Source organism: Nocardia sp. NPDC060249, assembly GCF_042728755.1.
Classification (GTDB): Bacteria; Actinomycetota; Actinomycetes; order Mycobacteriales; family Mycobacteriaceae; genus Nocardia.
This window is the reverse complement of the sequence record NZ_JBHXAQ010000001.1, coordinates 926,026-947,041: the sequence shown is the minus strand read 5'-3', so window position 1 is coordinate 947,041 and position 21,016 is coordinate 926,026. Positions and strand designations below refer to the sequence as shown.

Below are 21,016 nucleotides of genomic sequence, written 5' to 3'. Positions count from 1 at the left end.
ACGACTCTTCTCAGCCGATGTCGACCACCCGTGCCCAGGCGGGTGGACTGTCCGGGACGTAGTCCGGGTCGTCGTGACGCCATGCGCGCTCCCGGCGGAAGAGACCGACGACGGTGCGGCAGGCCGGTTGGTGGGAGGGCCAGGGAGTTTGGCCGTCGGTCAGGGCGACGAGTACGTCCGGGCGGGTGCGCAGGGCTTCGGTGAAACCGGTGCGCAGGTCGGTGCCGCCACCGCCGATCAGCGTCATGCCCTCGGCCTGGCACAGCGGGTGGGCGATTCTGGCCGCCGCGTCGCAGGAGAACACAGTGACCAGGTCGCGGCGGCCGCCGACGGCGCGGATGATGGCGGCGACTTCGAGCAGGGCGCTGCCCAGTTCGTCGTCGCTGACCGAACCCGAGGTATCGATGACCACACTGACTTTGGGTGGGGTGCGGCGCAGACTCGGCAGCACGATGCCGGGGAGCGCGGTCGAGCGGCGGGCGGGGCGCCGGTAGGTGTAGTCCTCGCCGACGCCGGGCGCCGAGGCGGCCGCGCGCAGAGCCGCCCCGAGCAGGTCCCGCCATGGTTGTGGGGGATGCAGGGCCTGCTTCGCCCAGCGTCGCCATCCCTGCGGCGCGTCGCCCGGACGCCCGATGATGGCCTGCGCCACGAGGAATCGGACGCCGTCGCGCTGCTGTTCGCTGAGACCGTCGGCGCCGTCGGGTCCCAGCTCCCATTCGCGGTCCGATCCGTCCGCGCCGCTGCCGCAGTCGAGCCACGCCATGTCTTCGGTCAGCCTCCCGAGGCGGAACTGGCCCAGGTAGTCCTCCATGAGTTGCCCCGGGTCCAGCCCCAATGTGCTGGGCAGCACGGCGCCCTCGGGCCAGACCAGCCCGTCACCGAACGCGTCATCGTTGATCTCGGCGTCCGCGGCGATGTTCATGCGCAGCCGCTCCCCCGGACCGGTCAGGTCGTGGGCGTGGGCGTAGCGGTCGCTGCGTGCGTGATGGTCTCGCAGCAGGTGCGACACCTCGTGCACCAGGATCGACGCCAGTTCTTCCACCGGTGTGTAATCGACGAATCGTGGCGAGACGTAGCACCGCCAGTGTTTGTCCACGCCCATCGTCGGCGCCCTCGGCGACTCGACGATGTGCAGCGCGTACAGCGCGGTCGCCAGATAGGGGCGGGCCGAAACCGCGTGCAGCCGTGCGGCATACAGCTTGCCGAAATCCAGGCCAGCGGTGGCCGCTGTCATCGGCCCGCCTTGACGGCAACGCGGGCCGCGGCGCGATCGGCACTCTGCGACACCGACACCACCCCGGCGAGTTGTTCGATCGCCGCGGGCACCTGCCAGTTGTCGCGGCGCAGCGTGGCCAGAGTGGTCGCGGGGACGACAACCAGGTCGGGCGCTCCAGTTTCCACGGCTTTCACCAGTAACGACCAAGCCGCGTCCCACCGGGACTGCTCCGGTTGTTTGCGAACCGCGGCCACCACACCGTCGAGAACGGCCTGGCGCAAGTCGCCCCGGGTGGGCAGTTCAGCGGCGACAGGATCGGCCAGCAGCGCTTCCGGGTCTGGCAGGTCCATCCGATCGATGCTGGTCAGCAGTTCGAAACCGGGGCCGTCACCGACGGTGCCGCGGATCAGCTGCGACAGCACATCACGACTCGCGTCGGCCGCGGTGGCGAAGGCGATCAGCCGCACGGTCATCTCCCAGCTCCGCGGAGACGCCCAGGCACCGCCGCGCCGGGTTTCGGTGGTGGGCATCTGATGCACCAGCTTGGGCCGCGCCGCGAGCAGGGTGCACACCGCACGACGGGCGAAGGTGACAGCTTCCGTAAGGCTTTCGGGCGCGAGCCGAGGCAAGCTCGCGCGTGGCCACGTGCCGCCGAGGCCGCGGACGACGACGTCGTGCTCGTGGGTCCACTGCAGGTGCACGAAGCGGTTGGCCAGCGGCGGGCTCAGCTCCCAGCCGTCGGCGGCCGACGAGCGCGGGTTGGCGGCCGCGACGATGCGCACACCCGGCGGCAGTTCCAGTGCGCCGACCCGCCTTTCGAGCACCACGCGCAGCAGCGCGGCCTGCACGGCGGGCGGTGCGGTGGACAGTTCGTCGAGAAACAGCAAGCCGCGCCCGGCCCGCACGAGCCGAACCGCCCAGTCCGGCGGCGCCATCGGTACACCCTGGGTCGCGGGGTCGTCGCCGATGATCGGCAGACCCGAGAAGTCCGACGGCTCGTGCACACTCGCGATCACCGTGGTCAGCGGCAGGTCGAGGGACTGCGCGAGCTGGGTCAGGGCAGCGGTCTTACCGATGCCCGGCTCACCCCACAGCAGCACCGGCAGGTCGGCGGCCACGGCCAAGGTGAGAGCTTCCAGTTGTGTGTTGGTGCGCGGTTCCGTCTTCACTTCGCTCAGCAGGGCGAGGAGTTCGCCCGCGACATCGAGCTGGGTGGCGGCGGCGCGAGTCGGGAGCGGCGGGCAGAGAGTGTGAACAGTCATGTGTCAATCACCTTTGGGTTCGGAGGAATTCGATGGGTGAGGTCGGTGTGAGAGCTCGACTCGCGCTCGCACCGTCGACGCAGCGCGAAGGCTGCGGTCCGAAGGTCGTTCGATCCGAACGCGCGAGTCGGCCGGTCGAACCGGCGACCCGCGGATCAGCCGGTCATTGCCGGTGCGTACGAGTCCGCCCGTCAGCGCGACGAGGCGTGACCCTGATGGCCCGGAGACAACTCAGTGCACAACCGCGCGTCTCGGACGGGCGCGACGACCTTTGCGGTCGTAGCGGTCCGGTGGGATGTGCCCGCGACCCGGTGCGGGCAGGCCCGCCCGGAACAAGCCGTAGGTAATCCGTTGTCGTACAGCGGCTTCGAGTGCGTCGCGCAGTGGCCCGTCACGCAACACCGCGTCGGCACCGAGCCTGGCCTCGACGATGGTCAGGGCGCCGTCGATATCGCCGTGGTCGAGGCGGTCGCAGACGTCGGCGAGCCAATCCGGTTGGCGCAGTGAGCGGTCGATGGCCCGGAGGCAGGGCATCGGGGTTCCGGTCAGGGCCGCCAGGAGCTCCTCGCGCCGGATTTCGGCGGGGTCGTGGTCCAAGGCAGCGAGCACCCCGTTCACCAACCCGATCCGATGGCGTTCGCCCCGGCACTCCACGATCCGATGACCGGCGGTGATTCCGGATGCCCCGCCCGGCGCGCCGTCGCCACCGAGTGCCGAAGCGACCATCGGATGCAAGCGATCGGTGGTGATCACACCCGCGCGCAGCAACTCCGAGTCCGGGAGCACCCAGGTCGCCGCATCGGGCAGGACCGGCAGAGCGGAGATTCCGCCGCGCGGGTGTTGCCTCGAAATCCGCACCGCGGGCGGGGCATCCCTGTTCACGTCCAACACGATCCGTTTCCGCGCACCGCACCGAACCAGAACCAGTCCGGACCGACGCCCCTGCGACCGCAGCAGAATCCCCGCCTCGTCCGCCCAGCGGTCGACGGCACAACCCGGCGACACCGTGGCGAAAAGGCCGCCGTCGAGCCCCCCGACCTGCGCGATCGGATCAGCGGGCCCATGAGCGAATTGCCCTGCGCCAGAGCGGGTTCGCAACTCGCCCGCTCTGCGCGAATCCCACAGATGACGGTGCAGGTCGAGCCGGTAGCGACTGTTGGGCCGGGGGTGTGGGTGCATGCGCGCACTGGTCGCGGGGCTCGCCATGTCCCACAGCGCGAGGCCGATCCGCTGACCGGCGGCCGCCCACGCCGGTGGCGTGCGGGCCACCAGGTGCACGGAATCCGTAGCACCACCCTGCGTTCGGTCACTTCCCGCGATACCACCGAGGTCGTAGCGAGCCAGCACCATAGTCAGCCCGGGTCGTAATAGACCGTCCGGCGCGATCCTGGGTAGATGCCAGCGCAACAGGTCGGGCGCCAGATACCGCAGGTCCGCCCGCACTCGAGCGGCGAGTCCGCGACCGTGAGTCCGCGCCAACGCCCGCAGATCCACATCGAGATCGACGTGTGCCGCGGCGCAAGCCCCGGACCAGTCGCCGACGAGCCGCCGCGCGGTGGCCACCTCGATCATCCCGGTCGGCACCGCGAGTTCGCGCACGCGCAGCCAGAGGTCAAGGCGCGCATCGTCATAGGACGTACGACAAAACTGCGGATTTTCGGTGAAGTCCCCGCGTTCACGCGGGAGAGAAGCCGGTGCGATGACCGGCGTGGGGCTCAACGGCCCGGGCGCAGGACGCCCTTTCGACTGGATGTCATGTGGCCAGTATGCACAACATCGCGCGGCCCGACAAGCGGTGCGCTCGGGTCGCGCGGTCGGCTACCGGCCTCGACGAGGCGGGCCCCGGTCAGCGACCGGATGCCCGCCTCGCCGGAGCTATCGCGCGTCGGTCAGTTCGCGCGCCTCGGTCTGCGCGCCGAGCTGCGGGTAGGTCGGGTATTCGATGCCCGAGATGTACTGCACGGTCCGCACCACCTGGCACGAGTAGCCGAACTCGTTGTCGTACCAGACGTAGAGGATGGCGGTGTCGCCCTCGACGATGGTGGCGTTGGCGTCGATGATCGAGGCCGCGCGCGAGCCGATGAAGTCGCTCGAGACCGCGTCGGTGGCGGCGGTGTAGTCGAGGTTGCGGCTCAACGGGCCCGCGAGCGACACCTGACGCAGGTACGCGAGCACGTCTTCCTTGGTCGTGTCCTGCTTCAGCTGCAGGTTCAGGATCGCGACGGAGACGTCCGGGGTGGGAACGCGGATCGAGTTGCCGGTGATCTTGGCCTTGAAGTCCGGCATCGCCTTCGCGACGGCCGAGGCGGCGCCGGTCTCGGTGAGCACCAGGTTGAACGGCGCGGAGCGACCACGACGGTCGGCCTTGTGGTAGTTGTCCAGCAGGTTCTGGTCGTTGGTGAACGAGTGCACCGTCTCCACGTGTCCACGCACGATGCCGAATTCGTCGTCCATGGCCTTGAGCGGCGGCACGATCGCGTTGGTCGTGCAGGAGGCGCAGGAGAAGATCTGCTGCGACAGGTCCAGGTCGCGGTGGTTGACGCCGTGCACGATGTTGGGCACGTCACCCTTGCCGGGCGCGGTGAGCACGACCTTCGCGATCCCGGGGCGCAGGTGCTGCGCCAGGCCGTCGCGGTCACGCCAGCGACCGGTGTTGTCGATCAGGATCGCGTTGTCGATGCCGTAGGCGGTGTAGTCGATCGTCGTCGGGTCATCGCTGTAGATGAACTTGATGACGTTGCCGTTCGCGGTGATCGTGTCGTTGTCGGTGTCGACCTTGATCGTGCCGTTGAAGTGCCCGTGCACCGAGTCGCGGCGCAGCAGCGACGCCCGCTTGGCCAGGTCGTCGTCGCCGCCCTTGCGCACCACCACCGCGCGCAGGCTCAGCCCGTTGCCCGACCCGGCCTTCTCGATCAGCAGCCGGGTGACCAGCCGTCCGATCCGGCCGAACCCGTAGAGCACCACATCGCGCGGCCCCTGCGACACGGCCTTGTTGCCGTCGCTCACCTCGGCCAGCACCGCGGTGGTGAACTCCTCGATCGACAGGCCGCGCGCGTCGGCGTGAAATGCCATCACGAGCTGACCGAGGTCGATCTTGCACGGCCCCAGATCCAGCCGGCTGATCGCCTGCAGGAACGGCAGGGTCTCGTCCACCGACAGCTCTTCGCCGCCGATCTGCCGCGCGAACCGGTGCGTGCGCAGGATGCTGATCACCGACTTGTTCACCAGCGACCGGCTGTGCAGCAGAATCGTCACACCCTTGCTGCGGTACAGCGTCCCGATGATGGGAATCATCGCCTCCGCCGCAGCTTCCTGGGCGTTCCAGCGATCAAGTTGTTCGGTAGTCAACACACGTCCTCTGGGTTCATCGATGTTTCCGCTGCATCAAGGCTAGTGAGGCCCGAATTTTCACCGAGGGCCACTCCCCACCGGTGAGATCGTGCGCACTGTGCTGACCGGAGTGCGTGGGATCGGACAGCTGTGACGCGCGACACCGAACGCGATTCAGAACTTGCCGGTGTGGTGCTCGATGCGGTGGCCGAGCCGGGTGGTGAACTCGGCGACGAACTCGTCGGTCAGGGGTGGCCAGCCCCAGAAGTCGAAGGCGAGGGCGCCGAGGGCGAAGTCATCGCCCCAGCGCCAGCTGGTGATCGGGCTCGCCGCAGCGCAGCTGACGCAGGTGACCGCACCTTCGCCTGTCTCCTTCCAGGAGTCGATCGCATCCGAAAAGGGTTGCCACACCACGGGATCGGCTTCCCATGCCTGCGGGTAGTCGATGATCACGGTGGTCGCCTCGCACCGCGGACAGGTCGCGGCGGACGGTTCGACAGCGCCCTGCCCTGGATAGTGGGCGTTCCTGCCGATCACCACGGCGACCGGCGCCGGGATCCAATCGGCGCCCCAATTCTGGGCGATCTCCGCCCACGCGGGTCCCGCCACGTACCCCTCGTCGACATCGAGGCTGTACATCGCGTGACTCGACGTCTCCCGAAGAAGCCATCGCCGCGACACCATCCAGTCGAGCATCCGCTCCGCCGACGCGCCCGCGTCCGCTGCGGACACCTCGAGATCGACGATCCGTTCGAAGAAATCACCCACCCCCGCATCCTGCCACCGACGACCGACACAGTCCGTGGCCTGTCGACGCCGCCGCCACCGTGGTCAGGTCGCGGCAGTCCAGCGGATCAGCGAGGGTTTCACTCTGGCGCACAGGGGATTTCCCGTCGCGTCGGTGAGACCGAGCCGCGCCTCGAGCATTCCCGATTCCGTAGCGGCGGTCAGGATCTCCGCGGGGACGTCGGCGAGCATCAGCTTGGCGCGCCGGAACATGGTGAGCGTCGCGGCGTCGTCGACGGTGACCCAGCTCAGGTAGAGGAACCGCTCCCCCGGCCTGCCCTGGATGTAGGGCCCGCGAATGCCGGTGCCGTCGACACTGCACTCCACAGTCCACGTGACGGTTTCCGCGTCACCGCGCTGGAGATCGAGCAGCTCCTGTGGCCGATCTTTGCGCTGCACGCCCACATGGATGTTCGAGTACGCCGTCTCGATTCCCGGCGGCCGGCAAGACGACCCCGGCAGGTGTGTCCCCACGATTCGGATGCGCATCCAGCGATTCTCCCGCACCGACCGATGGTCAGCGAGCGCGGCTGTGAACCGCGCGGCTCAGTCCGCGGCCACCGTTTCGGCCGTAGCAGGCTGCGCCGCTTCGGCTTTCGCGGGTACTGACGGCCACCACACCTTGTCGCCCAGCAGCGCGAACAGTGCGGGGACAACCAGCGTGCGCACCACGAACGTGTCCAGCAGGATGCCGATCCCGACCACGATGCCCAACTGGGTCAGGGTGATCAACGGCAGCACCCCGAGCACACAGAACACCGCGGCCAGGACCACACCGGCGCTGGTGATCACGGCCCCGGTCGAGGCGACCGCGCGCACCATTCCCTGGGTGGTGCCGTGCGCGCCCGCTTCCTCACGCGCCCTGGTGACCAGGAAGATCGTGTAGTCCACACCGAGCGCGACCAGGAACAGGAAGCCGAACAGCGGCACATTCGTGTCCAGTGCGGGGAAGCCGAAGATCGTGCCGCTGATCCAGCTGCCCGCACCGAGCGCCGCGAGCGCGCTGAGCACCGTGACGCCGACCAGCAGCACGGCGGCGGGCACCGCGCGCAGCAGCGCCAGCAACACCAGCAGCACGACGGCGAGGATCAGCGGAATGACCAGCGCCTGGTCACGGCGCGCGGCGTCGCGGATATCGAGTGCTTCGGCATCCGTACCGCCGACGAGGGCCTGCGCGCCGGGGACCTGGCCGACCGCCGTCCTGATCGCCTCGATGGTGGTGAACGCCTCCGCCGAGCCGGGCGGCGCGTCCAGCACGACCGACCACCGTGTCGCACCGCCGGCGGTTGTACCGGTCGCGGTGGCGCGCGAAATGCCCTGCACGCCGTCGAGTGCCGACTGGATCTGGGCGGTGGTGTCGCTGCGCGCGATCACCACGGCGGGATCCGACGAACCGGACGGGAAATGTCGGGCCATCGTGTCCAGCCCGTCGACGGACTCGGCCTCGACGCGGAACTGCTCGGTCTGCGAAAGCCCGATGTCGGTGGTCGCGAGCCCGGTCGCGAAGACGATCAGCACCGCCGAAGCCGCCCCGGCCACGACGGCGGGGCGTCGCACCACCCGCTGCGCGACGACCGCCCAGACGCCCTGCTCGGCCGCATCGCGACCGTCCGCCTTCGGCACGAACGGCCAGAAGACCCGCCGTCCACACAGTGCCAGCGCCGGCGGCAACGCGGCGAGCACGAAGATCAGCGCCACCACGAGTCCGGCGGCGGCGAACGCGCCGAGGCTGCGGGTGTTGGGCAGCAGCGCGAGCAACAGCGTCAGCAGGGCCAGGACCACGGTGACATTGCTGGCCACGATGGCGGGCGCGGCATGGCGCACCGCGGCGCGCAACGCCACCCGGTGATCGGTGTGGCGATGCAGTTCGTCGCGATACCGCGACACCAACAGCAGCGCGTAGTTCGTTCCCGCCCCGAACACCAGCACGCTGGTGATGCCGGAGGTCGAACCGTCGAAGGTGAGTCCGGTGAGCTCGGCCAGCAGCGTGCCGACGCTGGTGGCGACGCGGTCGGCGAGCCCGACCACCGTCAACGGCACCAGCCACAACACCGGCGAGCGATAGGTGACAATCAGCAAGGCCATCACCACGATCGCGGTGACGATCAGCAGCAGGGCGTTCGCGCCGGAGAAGGAGTCGGCGATGTCGGCGCCGAATGCCGGTCCGCCGGTGATCTGCACGCGCAGCGTATCGGGGAGGTCGGTGGTGACGGCAGCGCGCAGTTCGCCGATCCGATCGGTGAGCGCGAAGCCGTTGAGCTGCGCGGACACCGGAATCTGGGCGAGCGCGGCCCGCCCGTCAGGAGCCAGGACCACCCGGGCACCGTCGGCCGGCGGATCGCCCGCGCGAGCGAGCGCCGCGTCCAGTGCCGCGAGATCGACCGGTGTCAGCGGGTCGCCGTCGACGCGGGTGGCCACCAGGATCGCAGCGGCGGTTCCCGCATCGGGAAACTGTGCCGCGGCCTCGGCGGCCGACGACGATTCCGCCGATCGCGGCAACGACACCGGGGCCTGGCCCGCGCTGTCGTTGCTCCCCGCCAGCGCCATCACCGCCATGGCGGCCGCGACGACAGCGAGCAGTACCGCCCACGATCGCCGACCGGTGACCAGCCCGGCGAACCGGTCCCAACCGTTTCCGTCGCTCACTCGCATCACGCCGAAACTATTTCAGAAACTTAACTACTTGGCAATGCCGGTGGTTGCGGCGGCTAAGCTCCCTGTCGGACAGAGAGGAGGCCGCGCGTGGCTGACGACACCGCCGACCGGGCAGAGCTGGAGACCGATATCGCCCGGGATCTCCGCGCGCTGACCGCGATCTCCGAACAGATCGGTCACGTCTTCGCGCGAACCAACGACCTGCGCCCGAACGATTTTCGGGCCCTGATGCACGTCGCCACGGCCGAGGCCGAGGGGTCACCGGTGAGCGCGGGCCAGTTGAGCAAGTTGATGGGCGTCTCCGCGCCCGCCGTCACCTACCTCGTCGAGCGCATGATCGAATCCGGGCACCTCGAACGTGCGCCCGACCCCGCGGACCGGCGGCGGGTCAACCTGACCTATACCGACCAGGGCATGTCGGTCGCCGCCGGATTCTTCGGACCGCTCGGCTCCCGCACCCGCGCCGCGCTGTCCGCCCTGCCCGACGCCGACCTGACGGCCGCGCACCGCGTACTCATCAGCGTCACCGCCGCACTGCGCGAGTTCTACGCCGAGCTACCGGAGCCGGGGCAAGCCGCCGAATAGGCGGGCGTACAGCTCGGATACGCGTGTCGCCCCCGCAGCGAGTAGCTCTGCCGGAATAGCCTGTGCTGGTCGACGGCATTTCCGGCCCTTGCTGCCGGCGAATCGGTGTCCACGGTCGGCCGAATTCATCTCCGCCTCGAACACCACAAGCGAGGGAGTTGGCTGTGTCGGAATTCATCCTCACCGCAGGCACCGTGATCACCCTGGACGACGACCGCCCCCGCGCCGACGCCGTCGCGGTCTCGGGATCACGCATTGTCGCGGTCGGGTCGCTGGCCGAGTGCGTGTCGGCGGTGGGCCCGGACGCCGACGTCATCGATACCGGCGCGCGGGCGTTGCTGCCGGGATTCGTCGAGCCGCACGGGCATCCGTTCCTGGGCGGGGTCCTCACCCAACCACCCATCGCGCAGATCACCCCGTGGGTGGCACCGACCTGGGCCGATGTGGTGGCCGTGTTCACAGCGGCCATCGCCGCCACCGATCCGTCGACGCCGTTGGTGTTCAACGGATTCGACGCGCTGCTCCAAGAACACGCGGCGCCGACAGCATCGGACCTGGACGCGATCTTCGGTGATCGGGTGGCCGTGGTCCTGGACAACTCCGCGCACGGCATCTACTTCGACACCGCGCTCATCGAGCACTACGGCTGGTCCGGCAACCCACCGCCGGACCCCGAAGGCGGTCACTACGGTCGCAATCCGGACGGGTCGCTCGACGGTCAGGGATTCGAAGTGCCGGTGCTCACCGCGGTCATGACTCCGTTGATCGCCGAGATGCCCGGCCCCCTCGTCAGCGGCGCCGGGTTCTTCGCGGCGATGTCACGCGCCGGGTACACCACCACCTCCGACATGGCCTACGACCCGCAGACCAAGCACGACTACGAAACACTGGCCGCCACTGCGTCGTGCCCGCTGCGGGTCAACCTGTGGGAGATGTCGACCACCGGCACCTACGCCGAGCCCGACACCTTCGCCGCCGGTGACGAGATGCTGCGCAAGGCCGGGGTCAAACTCTGGACCGACGGTGCGGTGTGGGTGGGCAGTGCGGCGACGTCGTTTCCCTATCTCGAGACCGAGGCGACTCGACGCGCCGGTATCGACCCGGCGACCGCGGGCGGCACCGGCTCACTCAACTACACCCGATCGCAACTGGACGAGATTCTGGACAGAGCCGCACCCGCGGGCTGGCAGATGTCGTTCCACTCCAACGGCGATCTCGCCGTCGAGTTGGCCCTGGACGCCTACGAGGCGGCGTTGCAGCGCCACGGCCTGACCGGCACCGATCACCGGTGGCGGATCGAGCACCTGGGCGGAGCCACCCGCGCGCAGATGGACCGCGCCGCCCGGCTGGGCGTGCACGTGTCACTGTCACCATTTCAGTACTACTTCTGGGGTGATCTGCTCGACGGCGCGATCTTCGACCACGAACACGGCAGCCGATGGCAGCCCACCGCCGACGCACTGGCCTCGGGCGCGTGTGTGTCCCTGCACAACGACGGGCCGGTGTCGCCACCGTCACCGCTGGTCAACATCCAGACCGTCACCTCCCGGCGCACCCGCGCCGGCATCGTGCACGGCGCCGATCAGGCGATTCCGCTTCATGCCGCGATCCGCGCGCAGACGATCGACGCCGCCCGCACCCTGCGCCGCGACCACCTGATCGGGTCCATCGAGGTAGGCAAGCTGGCCGACTTCGTCGAGTTGTCCGGTGACCCCTACGAGGCCGACCCGGCGACCCTGGGTGAGACGGTCCGGGTCAATGGCACATGGGTGGGTGGTCGGCGGATCGACCTCGACGCGTTCCTGGCCGCGGTGCCGACCAGCGGCACCACCCCGAGCCCGAACCCGCAGCTCGGACGGTGCTGCTGAACCTGGACCCGCCATCGACCGAGGGGAATCCCTGAGCTGAAGCTCCGGGTCGGCACCGGATGTGCCCGACCCCGTCCCGACGGGAGCATCGAAGGATGGAAACCGTTGGCAATCAAGATAATTCAGGAACCGCTCGACGGCGTCGCGGTATCGCCGCGCTGGCATCGGCCGTCACGGTAGCGGGCCTGCTCGGACTCTCGACGGGCACCGCGTCCGCGGAGACCGCCGTCAGCTGCTTGTGGGCGGGCACCCCGTACTCGCAGGAAGCCACCGTCGTCGCCGGTGGCTGGACCTTCACCTGCGGCCGATCGCGAGCCGGGGACGCGCACTGGGATCGCGGGGTATCGACGCATCGGACGAGCACTGTCGCCAATCCGGGCGCCGCCGCCGAGCCCACCGGCCGCTTCAGCGCCGGGGCGGTCCAGCCGGGCACGAGATACAACGACTACTGCGTGGGTGAACAGCTCGTCAGCGGGCGTGACGCCGTCTACGAAGCCGTGCCGGACAACCGCGGCCTGCGCTGGCAACCCGCGGGTCCGATCACCCAGTGGCGTTTCGAGCAGGGCGACGGCAGCGCTCCGAGCGACCGGTCCGCGAGCGAGTGCCGGGTAGACCCTCAGTTCTGAGTCCGACTCACCCAGGGACGGCCGCAACCGCATCGATGGCGACGGTGTGATCCGGCGTCGGCGCGGACACGCTTCGACAACGCCGAGGACACGACACTGGTTCTGCGGGCGAAGGGGAGAAATGATCGAACATAGCCGGCACTCCCCGGCCATCGACACAACGTGGAGGTTCGAGCGATGTGGAACGCGATTGTTCAGATCTGTGGATTCTTGATCATCGGCGCGGTGGTCGGCGTGCTCGCCAGAATGCTCAAACCGGGTAAGGAGAACATCAGCATGGGCATGACCCTGGTGCTCGGCATGGCGGCGGCGCTGATCGCGGGCGTGATCGCCAGTCTCATCGGGGTCGGCTCCATCACCGAGCTCAACTTCTGGGGCTTCGTCCTCGCGGTCATCGCCGCGGTGGTGCTGCTGTTCGCGGCCGAGTCGATGGGCGCCCGCAAACACCCACCCGTGGCCTGAGCCGAACACGTCGGCGCTCGTCCGTCGATGCCTGGCGACCGCCTCCAGCGCGCAGGCCCGCCCCGCGGCGAACAATGCCGCCCTCGGCGGGCCTCGGCCGAGTAATGCCGAGGTCCCGCCGCGACGCGGTCAGGTGATCTGCTCCGCAACCTCTCGATCGGCGCCGCGCGTTCCGGTGATCGCTGCCACCTGCACGAACGACTCGGCCGGATCGCTGCCGAGGATCGCGTGTTCGAACTCGCTGACGGTGCCGGGCCAGGCATTGGTGATCGTGCCGTCCGCGCGCTTCCACCATGCCGTCGCCACCCCGTCGCACCAGATGGTCCGGGCGAGAGCACGATCCAGACGATCGAGGTAGCGGGCCATGGCCCGCTCGGTCACCTCCACCGGTGCGCCCCGGTCGGCGCTGAGGGCCAGACAGCGCAGGATGTATCGGGCCTGGTGCTGCTTGACCGAGGGGTTGCTGTTCGACGCGGTGAACGAGTGCGGCCCAGCGATCAGGTAGAGATTCGGAAAGCCGGGCACCGCGAGTCCGTAGAAGGCGGCCGGCCGCCCCCGGCGCCGCCACCGGTCGTGCAGGTCCACTCCGCCGCGGCCACGGATCCGCACCCCGGCAAGGAATTCCGGCGCACGGAACCCGGTGGCCCACACGATGACGTCGGCGCGGCGCTCGGTGCCGTCCACAGTGCGGATCCCGTCCGGGCCGAGCCGATCGATGCGGTCGGTGACCAGTTCGACATGTGGCCGGGTCAGTGCCGGATAGTATCCGCTGTCGAGCAGGATCCGTTTCTCCCCGATCCGGTAGTTCGGCGTGAGCTCGGCACGCAGCGCACGATCGCGCACCCGCCACCGAAGGTGGGCCCGCGCAACGAGTTCGGCTGGTCCCGCCGACCACCCCCCACGCATGATCGGCGCCAGAACCAGGTCGGCGGTGCGGTAGATCCCTGCCCGGTAGAGGTCGTGCAGACCGGGCACATGCGTCAGTGCCCACCGCGACAGCGGACCGAACGACGCGGCGGGCTTGGGCAGCACCCAGGACGGGGAACGCTGATACACGGTGACACCGGCCGCGACACGGGCCAGCTCGGGAATCATCTGCGCCGCCGAGGAACCGGTGCCGACGACCGCGATCTGCCCGCTCAGGTCCGCGGTGTGATCCCACCGCGCGGAGTGGAACGCACGGCCACCGAAGGTCTGCGCTCCCCGCAACCGAGGAACCGCGGGTCGATGCAGTTGGCCCAGCGCCCACACGACCGCGTCGGTGCGGATCAGCTCCCCGGTGGTCGTGGTCAATGTCCAGGTGCGGTCGGTGTCGCTGTAGTCGGCGGCCACCACGGCGGTATCGCAGCGTAGGTGCGTTCGCAAACCGTGGCGGTCGGTGACCTCGCGCATATAGGCCAAGATCGCCTGCTGATCCGGATAACGCACGCGAACGTCTCGATAAGGGTCGAAGGCGAAGCAGTACAGGTGCGCGGGCACATCGCAGGAACAGCCCGGATAGGTGTTCTCCCGCCACACCCCGCCGACCTCGGGCCCTTCCTCGAGGATCAGGAAGTCACGCACCCCGGCCTGTCTGAGCTCCGCGGCCATGGTGAGCCCCCCGAATCCCGCCCCGACGACCACGACTTCGTGGGTGATCGTGGGGCCGGTCATCGGCGGACGCCATAGGGGCGCGCGAGAATGACGAGTACATCTACTGTGGTCATCGCAGAGTTCTCCAAGTGTCTGCATCTGCTCTGTGGGCGGTGGCGACCGCCGTACAGAGTGTTTTTCGGGTGTCTCCCCGTGCTAGCGGGGAGACACCCGATCCGGTATCCGAGGCGAATGCGCGCTGAGCGCAGCGGCGCGACCCCGGGTGAATTCGCGAGCAGAACGGTCCACAACGACCCCTTCTGCCTTCACCACCGCGGCGGCCCACGTCCGGGTCCCGGGTGCGCCAACGACGCACCTGGTGCCCGCGGAAGCACCACCCGGACACTCGAATTGGGCCGATCCATCTCGTGAACTCCTTTGTCGCGCGGGAAACAGCCACACATGATTCGCTTGCTTCCCGGGCTCTGGAGTTCTCTCCGACCGGCGCGCACGCGACTTGTCCCCGCCCACCAGCACGGCAATCATCCAGCAATCACGCCGTTCGACAGGTAGTCACGGTCGAGCCGGGGTGTCGTCGCGTTTCGGGTCCGCAGGCGGCAGTGATCCGACGGCCAACAGCGTTCAGCGGGAGTTCACGGAAGACCGCTGGCACGGATTGCGAACCTGAAACATCGCCGCATCAAGAGCAGAGTCTCCGGTAAAATCGCAGCGTGTCGAGCTAGACGGATCGTGGGCGATCGAACTCCGATCGCGAGCACCACCCTTCAGTCGGCGCTGCGCAGCGGCGTGCCGCGCAATCCGCCGTCCCTACCGAAGTACGCGATTGCCTGTCATTGCGGCCCGTAAACGTGAGCCGGTCGATGCGTTCACCGCGGCCACGAAGGGGCTCCGGAGACCTGCGATGGCAGAATTTCGCTGCAGCAAGGGGCTTGTCATGACCGATCGCAATCCTTCCGCATATCGTCCCGTTCCCGACGACGAGTCTTTCGCGCGGCAAGCCGCTGCCGGGGGGATCTCCGTACTGGCGGCGATCATGCTGTTCATCACCGCGGCGGCCTCGATCCTCGAGGGGATCTCCGCGATCGCCGAAGACGAGTTCTATGTCGCCGGCATCAGCTACGTCTACGAATTCGACGCGACCACCTGGGGCTGGGTCCATGTCGTCCTCGGTGTGATCGCCATCGTCTGCTCGATCGGTTTGATGTCGGGCACCGCGTGGGCGCGCTACGCGGCGGTGGGCATCGCGGCACTGGTGATCATCGCGAACTTCCTGTCCCTGCCCTACTATCCCGCGTGGTCCATCGTGATCATCGCGATCAGCGTCGTGGTCATCTGGGCCGTCACCGCCTGGCAGCCCGCTCACCGCGCATAGCACGGCCCCATCCCACCCGGCAGCTAGTCTGAAATGAAACTGTGTCTGAAAACCTCGGCGAAACCGACGGCGAGTGGCGAGAATTGGCCCCGACGGTTCGGCGCGTTTCAGCACCTGTCGCATCGTCACGAATCTCCTTCGGCAACAGAGGAATTGGACGATGGACAGGTTGTCGAGATCCACCGCGGCGACGTTGGCCGCCGTCGTCGCGGTCGCGACCGCGGCGGTCGGTGTCGCGCGAGCGGAAACGTCCGGTGCGCAGCCCTGCACCCCGTACACGGCAGTTTTCGCGCCGGGGACCTGGGAGACCACGCTGGATGCCGATCCCGGGGTGCCCGTCGGGATGCTCCGGCCGGTCGGCGATGGCCTGCAACGGCAATTCGGCCGCGACATCACGGTGCTCTACGTGCCGTATGCCGCAAGCGCTTTCGACCTGGGCCTGAGCTACGCGGAGTCGCTGGGCACGCTGGAATCCCGCGTGCACCACATGATTCGTGGCCTGTGCGGCTCGACGCGGGTCATCCTCGCCGGCTACAGCCAGGGTGCGGACGGCATCGGCGATCTCGCCACCGAGATCGGCAACGGCGACGGTCCCATCGATGCTGATCGAGTGGTCGGCGTCGGGCTACTGGCCGATCCGCATCGCGATCCGGACACCACACTCTCCCTGGGCAATCCACAGCCCGGCTACGGCATCGCCGGAACACGAAGCCGGGATTTCGGTGCGTTGACCGAGCGGGTTCGCACCCTGTGCGCCGACGGCGACCTGTACTGCTCCCTCGATGCCGCCACCTCCCCGTTCCTCGCCGTGCTGGGCCGGGTCCTGAGCGGTGATCCCGAACCGATCGCGAACGTCATCCCCGCCACCGTCGATCCCGGCAGCCTGATCGCCCAAGCCGTCACCATGGGCGCCGGCTGGACCGCCACCGCGGCGAACCTGCCTACCATTCTCGACAATCTCACCCAGCTCACGGAGTTCATCGCGGCGGGCGACATTCGCGGTGCGCACCACACCGCGCGTGCCCTGAACGTCGCCCTGTCCCCGTTGGTCGAGGCCGCCGCGGGTGTAGACCGGGTGCTGGTGGCCCAGGTCATCCGCGCAGCCGCCGCCGTCGACCCCTCCGGTTGGACCGCGGCCGTCAGCGTGATCGCCGACGCCCTCGCACCCATCGATTTTCTGAGCATCGCCGACAGGGTCGGCCGAATTCAGGAAATCCTGTGGCGTGCGGTCGAATCCCTCGATCGCAACGACCCCCTCGCCGCCGCCGCCGACCTGGCGACCCTGGCCGCCACCGGCGCCGATCTCACCGGCTCCGTGCTCGGCCCCGTCGCCGCGGGCCTGCGAGCAGACCTGCGCGCAACCACCCGCACCCTGCTCAGCATGACCGATCCGGCCACCATCGATGAGCTCGTCCAACTGGCCCGCCAAGGCGTGGACATGGCGAACTTCTACGCCTCCGAAGCCCACATCGACTACGGCGACGACGTCCAGATCCTCCTGAACTACTTGAGTTCCCAGGTCGTTTCGTAGCCGTGGACACACTCGCCGGTGCGTCGGCTCGACCTCGATCGAGCCGACGCAACAGCATTCAGCTCAGCACGGCACCGCATCTCCGACCGAGTTGTCGAGACGCACCCCCAGAACTCTCGACAACTCGCCGACATTGTCGGCACTGGGTGTCACCACATCGCGCTCCCACCGGCTGATCTGGTTTCCGTCCGCGATTCCGATCCAGTCGGCCAACTCCGCCTGGGTGAATCCGGAGGCCATCCTTGCCGCCCGAATCGCTTTGCCGATCGTGGACATGGTCTCCCCTTTCTCTCGATGCCCTCGGCGCGAACCACATCGGCGCGGGTGCCCGTCGGCGAACCCCTCGTACTCCTGATGCGGTATCGCGCAGCCACATTCGAAAGATATCGGCGAATCGGCCCGCGAAGGAGGCTGTGACTGCACGGCAACTGACTGTGCACGCACAAACGTGCGTGCATCCCCTTGCGGAAACCCGGCTATTTCGGTGGGTTACCCACATCGGTGGCGCTGCGGCGCCAATCACGTGGTGTCATACCGAATGTTTCGCGGAATCGCCGGGCGAAGTGGGCGGCATCGCGGAAGCCCACGGCACCGGCCACAGACGCGATGGACCGGTGCGCGTAGCCTCTGTCGATCAGCATGTCGCGGGCTCGGACCAGGCGTTGCTCGATGATCCACTGCTCGAGGCTGATACCCGACTGTGCGCAGACCTTGTACAGGTGCCGCACGGAGATGTTGTTGCCCGCGGCGATATCGGGGATCTTCAAGTCCGAATCGGACAGGTGGGTCCGCACATACCCGAGGATCTGCTCGATCAGCAGTTGCTCCGGGATGGCGGCGCCGTCACCCGGCCCACGGCCGGCCGCCGAGATCAGTAGCGCCCGAACCATTTCCAGGCACGACTCGCCCACGGAGGCAGCGGCCGGATCGGCTTCGAGCTGGTCGGCGATCCCGACGAGATGCTGGATCTGCGCCGTGACCATCGGATACAGCGGCGATGCCGCCAGCCGCCCGTGCGCCGCGACGACCGTTTCCGCGGAAATGCCGAGGCGCTCCCTGGACAGCTGCAGGCACAGCGTTCCGCCGAGACCGTGCCAACCGGAAGCGAACGTCGTGGCCAGGTCGATCACTTCGCAGGCGCCGGGCTCGATCAGCGTTTGCGCACCGAACTGTTCGTGCCTGCGGACCTGTCCGTTCTGCACGGTCACCGTGAGAGTGTCGCTGGGCGTGGTTCGCTCGTGCCGACTGGTTCGGCAGACCTGGTGACCGGATACCTCCGAGCGGGTGAGCGCGATCGGACCCAGCATCCAGGCCTGGTGACGGCTGACCACTTCAGCCGGCGAATCCCACATCTGCAGGGTGGCCCCGATATCGGCTTCCTGCAGGATTGCGGTGACCGCCTCCCGCCGGTCTGCCGGCGTGAAGTAGTCGGAGTCGATCAGCACTGCCATTTGTGATCTCTACTTCGGATTCTCGTCGACGGCGGAGTCCCGCCCCTCGCCGGCCGCTGCACGTACTCGCGTGGTGGCGATTCGGGGGTCTGTAGTCGGCGATGCTATCGCGCCGTCGCCGCGCGCGGAGCCCGATTCGGCAGGGTTGCCGCACCGATTTCACCGACCCGCGGCGGCGTGTTCCCTTGCCGCAGTAGGCCCTGACGCCAGGATTCGACGTTCGGCAAGTGTCGCCGTCGCAGCCCATTCCGGCCGCAAGGCCGCGTAGATGCACACATCGCGCCACCGGCCCTGGGTTCGGTACAGCTGCCGCAGCCGCGCTTCCGGCGTCAAGCCCACTCCCGACATCACCGTGTCCATGACCGGATGATCGTGCCGGTGCCCCGCCCATACCCGGTGAATCCCGAGCGGCCCGAAGGCGAATGCCGCCAGGAGCCGCCCCGCCTCGATGCCGCCCGCGCGCAGCGCCCCTTCCGGAACCACGACCAGACCGCCGATCATCGCGTTGCTGCCGAAATCCTCCACCAGCAGGCCGATGGTGCCGACCATGGTGTCCGTATCCGGTGCCGTGATCGCCAGCGTGTACTTGCGCCGCGGACTCTCACCGCGAGCGCGCAGGGCGGCGTCGAACGACGTCGTGGCCGCCCGGACGCCCATGCTGTCGGTGCCCATGTATCGGGTCAGCTGCGGGTCGGTGAAGATCCGCTGATACACGCCGAGATCACCGGCACGCAGATCACGCAACCGCAGCCGCGGGCCGACCAGTTCCACGTCGCGCAGGTCGATCGTCAACGGACTTCCTCCATCACCCGCACGAAGGCCGGAGCGATCTGTGGACCTACCGCGGGTATGAGCTCGTCGAGGTCGATATAGGTTCGCCCCGACGGGATCAGCTCGCCGAGCAGGATCCGGCGAGCCGTGTCCGCCACCAAGGCGCCGCCGAGCATCACCCCGGAGGCGAGCTGCGGCCAGCTGGACAGGCTCCGGCCGATCTCACTCACAGCGTCGCGCATCGCCGGACTCAGCCGCGGCTCATCGACCACAGCGAGCAGCAGCGACAGCGCCTCGTCCCGGTTCATCCCCGCGACATCGGACGAGGTCGACCCGCCGGTGCGCCCGTGCAAGAGCGGGCGATGGGGTTCGCGATCGAAACGCTCCACATCCAGCAAGCCGCGATCGTTGGTGTCCATCAGTACCGGGATGGCTCGGCGCCGCGCGTACTCACGGGCAGCGACTTTCGCCCATACTGTGTCGCATTCCTCCACCAGCAGATCCAGCGGCCGGTTGCCGCCCACGCCGTCGAAGAACGGTCCGATCGACTCCTCGGTCAACCCGTCCGTGTACACCTCGATGTCGAGATAGGGGTCGATCTCGAACATCTGACGCGCCGCCAGGACAGCCTTGGAAACCCCGAGATCGCCCACCCCTGCCCGCAGCCGGTTCAGATTCGACAGTCCGATGGTGTCGAAGTCGGCCAATCGGAACGATCCGCCGACCCCTTCCATCGCCAGCGTCACAGCCGCACTGTTGCCCACCGACAGCCCGATCACACCGATCCGCCGCTCGCGCAGATCTCGCTGCTGCGCTCGGTCGATCTTGTTGCGATTCCGGTCGGTCCGCACCCGCTGGAAACCCTTGCGCGGCAGCACATGCACCAACCGGCCGTTCCACGGATAGAACACCCACGTTCCCCACCGCCACAGCGGAGCCCCGTCACAGATCCGACGCCGGGCCGCTGCCAGTGACCCCGTCGAATGCGCGACAGCGGGTTCTTCGCAGCGGATCAGTTCGTCGAGCTGATCTTCGATCGTGTCGGCCACCGCACTGACCGAACCCGACGCTGTCAGCGCTTCGAGCTCACGTAGCCCTTCCGGGCTCGATGCATCGAGCAGTTCGGGACGGAAATGCGACGTCGCAGCGCCGGGCGTGAGTACCGCCGGACGCGGAACCGAGCGATGCCAAACCATGTGTGCACGAACCTCCGACCCTCATGAGGCGAACAGCCACCGGCTCACCTCTGTCGACCAGGACGCGCAAAGGATACACACAGCACACGCTCAGCAAACTCACCTTCGGTCCACCGGCATGGCGCGACAATACCTCCGCCAAACTGGGGCTATGACCAACAGAGTCGGCGTGAAAGGCGACCCGTTCCATCACTTCTTCTCAGCATCGCAATAATCCCGCAAGCATCGATTCCAGGACTCCGGGCGACGACGACCGTTCACTGACGCCCGGCTTCGTCACCGCACCGGTGACGCAGCGGACCCGAGCGCACG

General features: G+C 68.3%; 18 protein-coding genes. 6 read left to right on the top strand and 12 right to left on the bottom strand.

All coding sequences use genetic code 11. The features are described from left to right. Positions 1-10: 10 nt before the first annotated feature. From ACFWFP_RS04190 to ACFWFP_RS04160, 7 genes are all read right to left on the bottom strand, one after another. Positions 11-1,234 (bottom strand): VWA-like domain-containing protein, encoded by a 1,224-nt coding sequence (locus tag ACFWFP_RS04190; RefSeq protein WP_379293041.1) that lies wholly within the window; start codon positions 1,232-1,234, stop codon positions 11-13. Continuing rightward, positions 1,231-2,478 carry an AAA family ATPase gene (locus ACFWFP_RS04185; RefSeq protein ID WP_379293040.1) on the bottom strand — a complete coding sequence of 416 codons (1,248 nt, stop codon included), beginning with the start codon at positions 2,476-2,478 and terminating at the stop codon, positions 1,231-1,233. The genes ACFWFP_RS04190 and ACFWFP_RS04185 overlap by 4 nt, the downstream gene beginning before the upstream one ends. A gap of 231 nt (positions 2,479-2,709) precedes the next feature. Continuing rightward, positions 2,710-4,077 (bottom strand): hypothetical protein, encoded by a 1,368-nt coding sequence (locus ACFWFP_RS04180; RefSeq protein WP_379293039.1) that lies wholly within the window; start codon positions 4,075-4,077, stop codon positions 2,710-2,712. Positions 4,078-4,353: 276 nt separating this feature from the next. After that, complete coding sequence (locus ACFWFP_RS04175) at positions 4,354-5,772, bottom strand: glyceraldehyde-3-phosphate dehydrogenase (RefSeq protein ID WP_379293758.1); 1,419 nt, start codon at positions 5,770-5,772, stop codon at positions 4,354-4,356. A gap of 210 nt (positions 5,773-5,982) precedes the next feature. Then, on the bottom strand, positions 5,983-6,576 hold the full coding sequence (locus ACFWFP_RS04170) for a hypothetical protein (RefSeq protein WP_379293038.1): 594 nt from the start codon (positions 6,574-6,576) through the stop codon (positions 5,983-5,985). Between the two features lie 63 nt (positions 6,577-6,639). Continuing rightward, the gene (locus tag ACFWFP_RS04165) at positions 6,640-7,083 is read right to left on the bottom strand and encodes a DUF5990 family protein (RefSeq protein ID WP_379293037.1); all 444 of its coding nucleotides are present in this window, start codon (positions 7,081-7,083) and stop codon (positions 6,640-6,642) included. A 57-nt stretch (positions 7,084-7,140) separates the two neighbouring features. Then, the gene (locus ACFWFP_RS04160; RefSeq protein WP_379293036.1) at positions 7,141-9,246 is read right to left on the bottom strand and encodes an MMPL family transporter; all 2,106 of its coding nucleotides are present in this window, start codon (positions 9,244-9,246) and stop codon (positions 7,141-7,143) included. A 90-nt stretch (positions 9,247-9,336) separates the two neighbouring features. On the opposite strand from ACFWFP_RS04160, the gene ACFWFP_RS04155 reads away from it, so the two are divergent. The 4 genes from ACFWFP_RS04155 (at position 9,337) to ACFWFP_RS04140 (ending at position 12,790) form a co-directional block, all read left to right on the top strand. Next, entirely contained in the window at positions 9,337-9,834 is a 498-nt protein-coding gene (locus ACFWFP_RS04155; RefSeq protein ID WP_379293035.1) for a MarR family winged helix-turn-helix transcriptional regulator, read from the top strand. Between the two features lie 164 nt (positions 9,835-9,998). Continuing rightward, positions 9,999-11,702, top strand: coding sequence for an amidohydrolase (locus ACFWFP_RS04150; protein WP_379293034.1), 1,704 nt, complete (start codon positions 9,999-10,001; stop codon positions 11,700-11,702). A 95-nt stretch (positions 11,703-11,797) separates the two neighbouring features. After that, a complete protein-coding gene (locus ACFWFP_RS04145; protein WP_379293033.1) occupies positions 11,798-12,328 on the top strand; it encodes a hypothetical protein in 531 nt (176 codons plus the stop codon). Between the two features lie 177 nt (positions 12,329-12,505). Then, on the top strand, positions 12,506-12,790 hold the full coding sequence (locus ACFWFP_RS04140; RefSeq protein WP_379293032.1) for a GlsB/YeaQ/YmgE family stress response membrane protein: 285 nt from the start codon (positions 12,506-12,508) through the stop codon (positions 12,788-12,790). A 129-nt stretch (positions 12,791-12,919) separates the two neighbouring features. On the opposite strand, the gene ACFWFP_RS04135 is transcribed toward ACFWFP_RS04140, so the two are convergent. Beyond that, positions 12,920-14,443 carry a flavin-containing monooxygenase gene (locus ACFWFP_RS04135; protein WP_379293031.1) on the bottom strand — a complete coding sequence of 508 codons (1,524 nt, stop codon included), beginning with the start codon at positions 14,441-14,443 and terminating at the stop codon, positions 12,920-12,922. Positions 14,444-15,317: 874 nt separating this feature from the next. Here ACFWFP_RS04135 and ACFWFP_RS04130 point away from each other — a divergent pair. Continuing rightward, positions 15,318-15,755, top strand: coding sequence for an acetyltransferase (locus ACFWFP_RS04130; protein WP_379293030.1), 438 nt, complete (start codon positions 15,318-15,320; stop codon positions 15,753-15,755). Positions 15,756-15,915: 160 nt separating this feature from the next. After that, positions 15,916-17,286 (top strand): cutinase family protein, encoded by a 1,371-nt coding sequence (locus tag ACFWFP_RS04125; protein WP_379293029.1) that lies wholly within the window; start codon positions 15,916-15,918, stop codon positions 17,284-17,286. Positions 17,287-17,349: 63 nt separating this feature from the next. On the opposite strand, the gene ACFWFP_RS04120 is transcribed toward ACFWFP_RS04125, so the two are convergent. From ACFWFP_RS04120 to ACFWFP_RS04105, 4 genes are all read right to left on the bottom strand, one after another. After that, complete coding sequence (locus ACFWFP_RS04120; protein ID WP_379293028.1) at positions 17,350-17,562, bottom strand: helix-turn-helix domain-containing protein; 213 nt, start codon at positions 17,560-17,562, stop codon at positions 17,350-17,352. A 200-nt stretch (positions 17,563-17,762) separates the two neighbouring features. After that, positions 17,763-18,737, bottom strand: a complete 975-nt coding sequence (locus ACFWFP_RS04115; RefSeq protein ID WP_379293026.1) for a helix-turn-helix domain-containing protein — start codon at positions 18,735-18,737, stop codon at positions 17,763-17,765. A 159-nt stretch (positions 18,738-18,896) separates the two neighbouring features. Continuing rightward, positions 18,897-19,529 (bottom strand): GNAT family N-acetyltransferase, encoded by a 633-nt coding sequence (locus tag ACFWFP_RS04110; RefSeq protein ID WP_379293025.1) that lies wholly within the window; start codon positions 19,527-19,529, stop codon positions 18,897-18,899. Continuing rightward, the gene (locus ACFWFP_RS04105; RefSeq protein WP_379293024.1) at positions 19,526-20,704 is read right to left on the bottom strand and encodes a ThiF family adenylyltransferase; all 1,179 of its coding nucleotides are present in this window, start codon (positions 20,702-20,704) and stop codon (positions 19,526-19,528) included. Before ACFWFP_RS04105 ends, ACFWFP_RS04110 begins: the two co-directional genes overlap by 4 nt. Positions 20,705-21,016 lie beyond the last annotated feature (312 nt).

What these genes read in the sequence shown, in the direction of transcription:
- ACFWFP_RS04190 (WP_379293041.1), bottom strand. Translation starts at nt 1,234, where the DNA reads ATGACAGCGGCCACCGCTGGCCTGGATTTCGGCAAGCTGTATGCCGCA.
- ACFWFP_RS04185 (WP_379293040.1), bottom strand. Translation starts at nt 2,478, where the DNA reads ATGACTGTTCACACTCTCTGCCCGCCGCTCCCGACTCGCGCCGCCGCC.
- ACFWFP_RS04175 (WP_379293758.1), bottom strand. Translation starts at nt 5,772, where the DNA reads ATGATTCCCATCATCGGGACGCTGTACCGCAGCAAGGGTGTGACGATT.
- ACFWFP_RS04165 (WP_379293037.1), bottom strand. Translation starts at nt 7,083, where the DNA reads ATGCGCATCCGAATCGTGGGGACACACCTGCCGGGGTCGTCTTGCCGG.
- ACFWFP_RS04160 (WP_379293036.1), bottom strand. Translation starts at nt 9,246, where the DNA reads ATGCGAGTGAGCGACGGAAACGGTTGGGACCGGTTCGCCGGGCTGGTC.
- ACFWFP_RS04145 (WP_379293033.1), top strand. Translation starts at nt 11,798, where the DNA reads ATGGAAACCGTTGGCAATCAAGATAATTCAGGAACCGCTCGACGGCGT.
- ACFWFP_RS04140 (WP_379293032.1), top strand. Translation starts at nt 12,506, where the DNA reads ATGTGGAACGCGATTGTTCAGATCTGTGGATTCTTGATCATCGGCGCG.
- ACFWFP_RS04135 (WP_379293031.1), bottom strand. Translation starts at nt 14,443, where the DNA reads ATGACCGGCCCCACGATCACCCACGAAGTCGTGGTCGTCGGGGCGGGA.
- ACFWFP_RS04130 (WP_379293030.1), top strand. Translation starts at nt 15,318, where the DNA reads ATGACCGATCGCAATCCTTCCGCATATCGTCCCGTTCCCGACGACGAG.
- ACFWFP_RS04125 (WP_379293029.1), top strand. Translation starts at nt 15,916, where the DNA reads ATGGACAGGTTGTCGAGATCCACCGCGGCGACGTTGGCCGCCGTCGTC.
- ACFWFP_RS04120 (WP_379293028.1), bottom strand. Translation starts at nt 17,562, where the DNA reads ATGTCCACGATCGGCAAAGCGATTCGGGCGGCAAGGATGGCCTCCGGA.
- ACFWFP_RS04115 (WP_379293026.1), bottom strand. Translation starts at nt 18,737, where the DNA reads ATGGCAGTGCTGATCGACTCCGACTACTTCACGCCGGCAGACCGGCGG.
- ACFWFP_RS04105 (WP_379293024.1), bottom strand. Translation starts at nt 20,704, where the DNA reads ATGGTTTGGCATCGCTCGGTTCCGCGTCCGGCGGTACTCACGCCCGGC.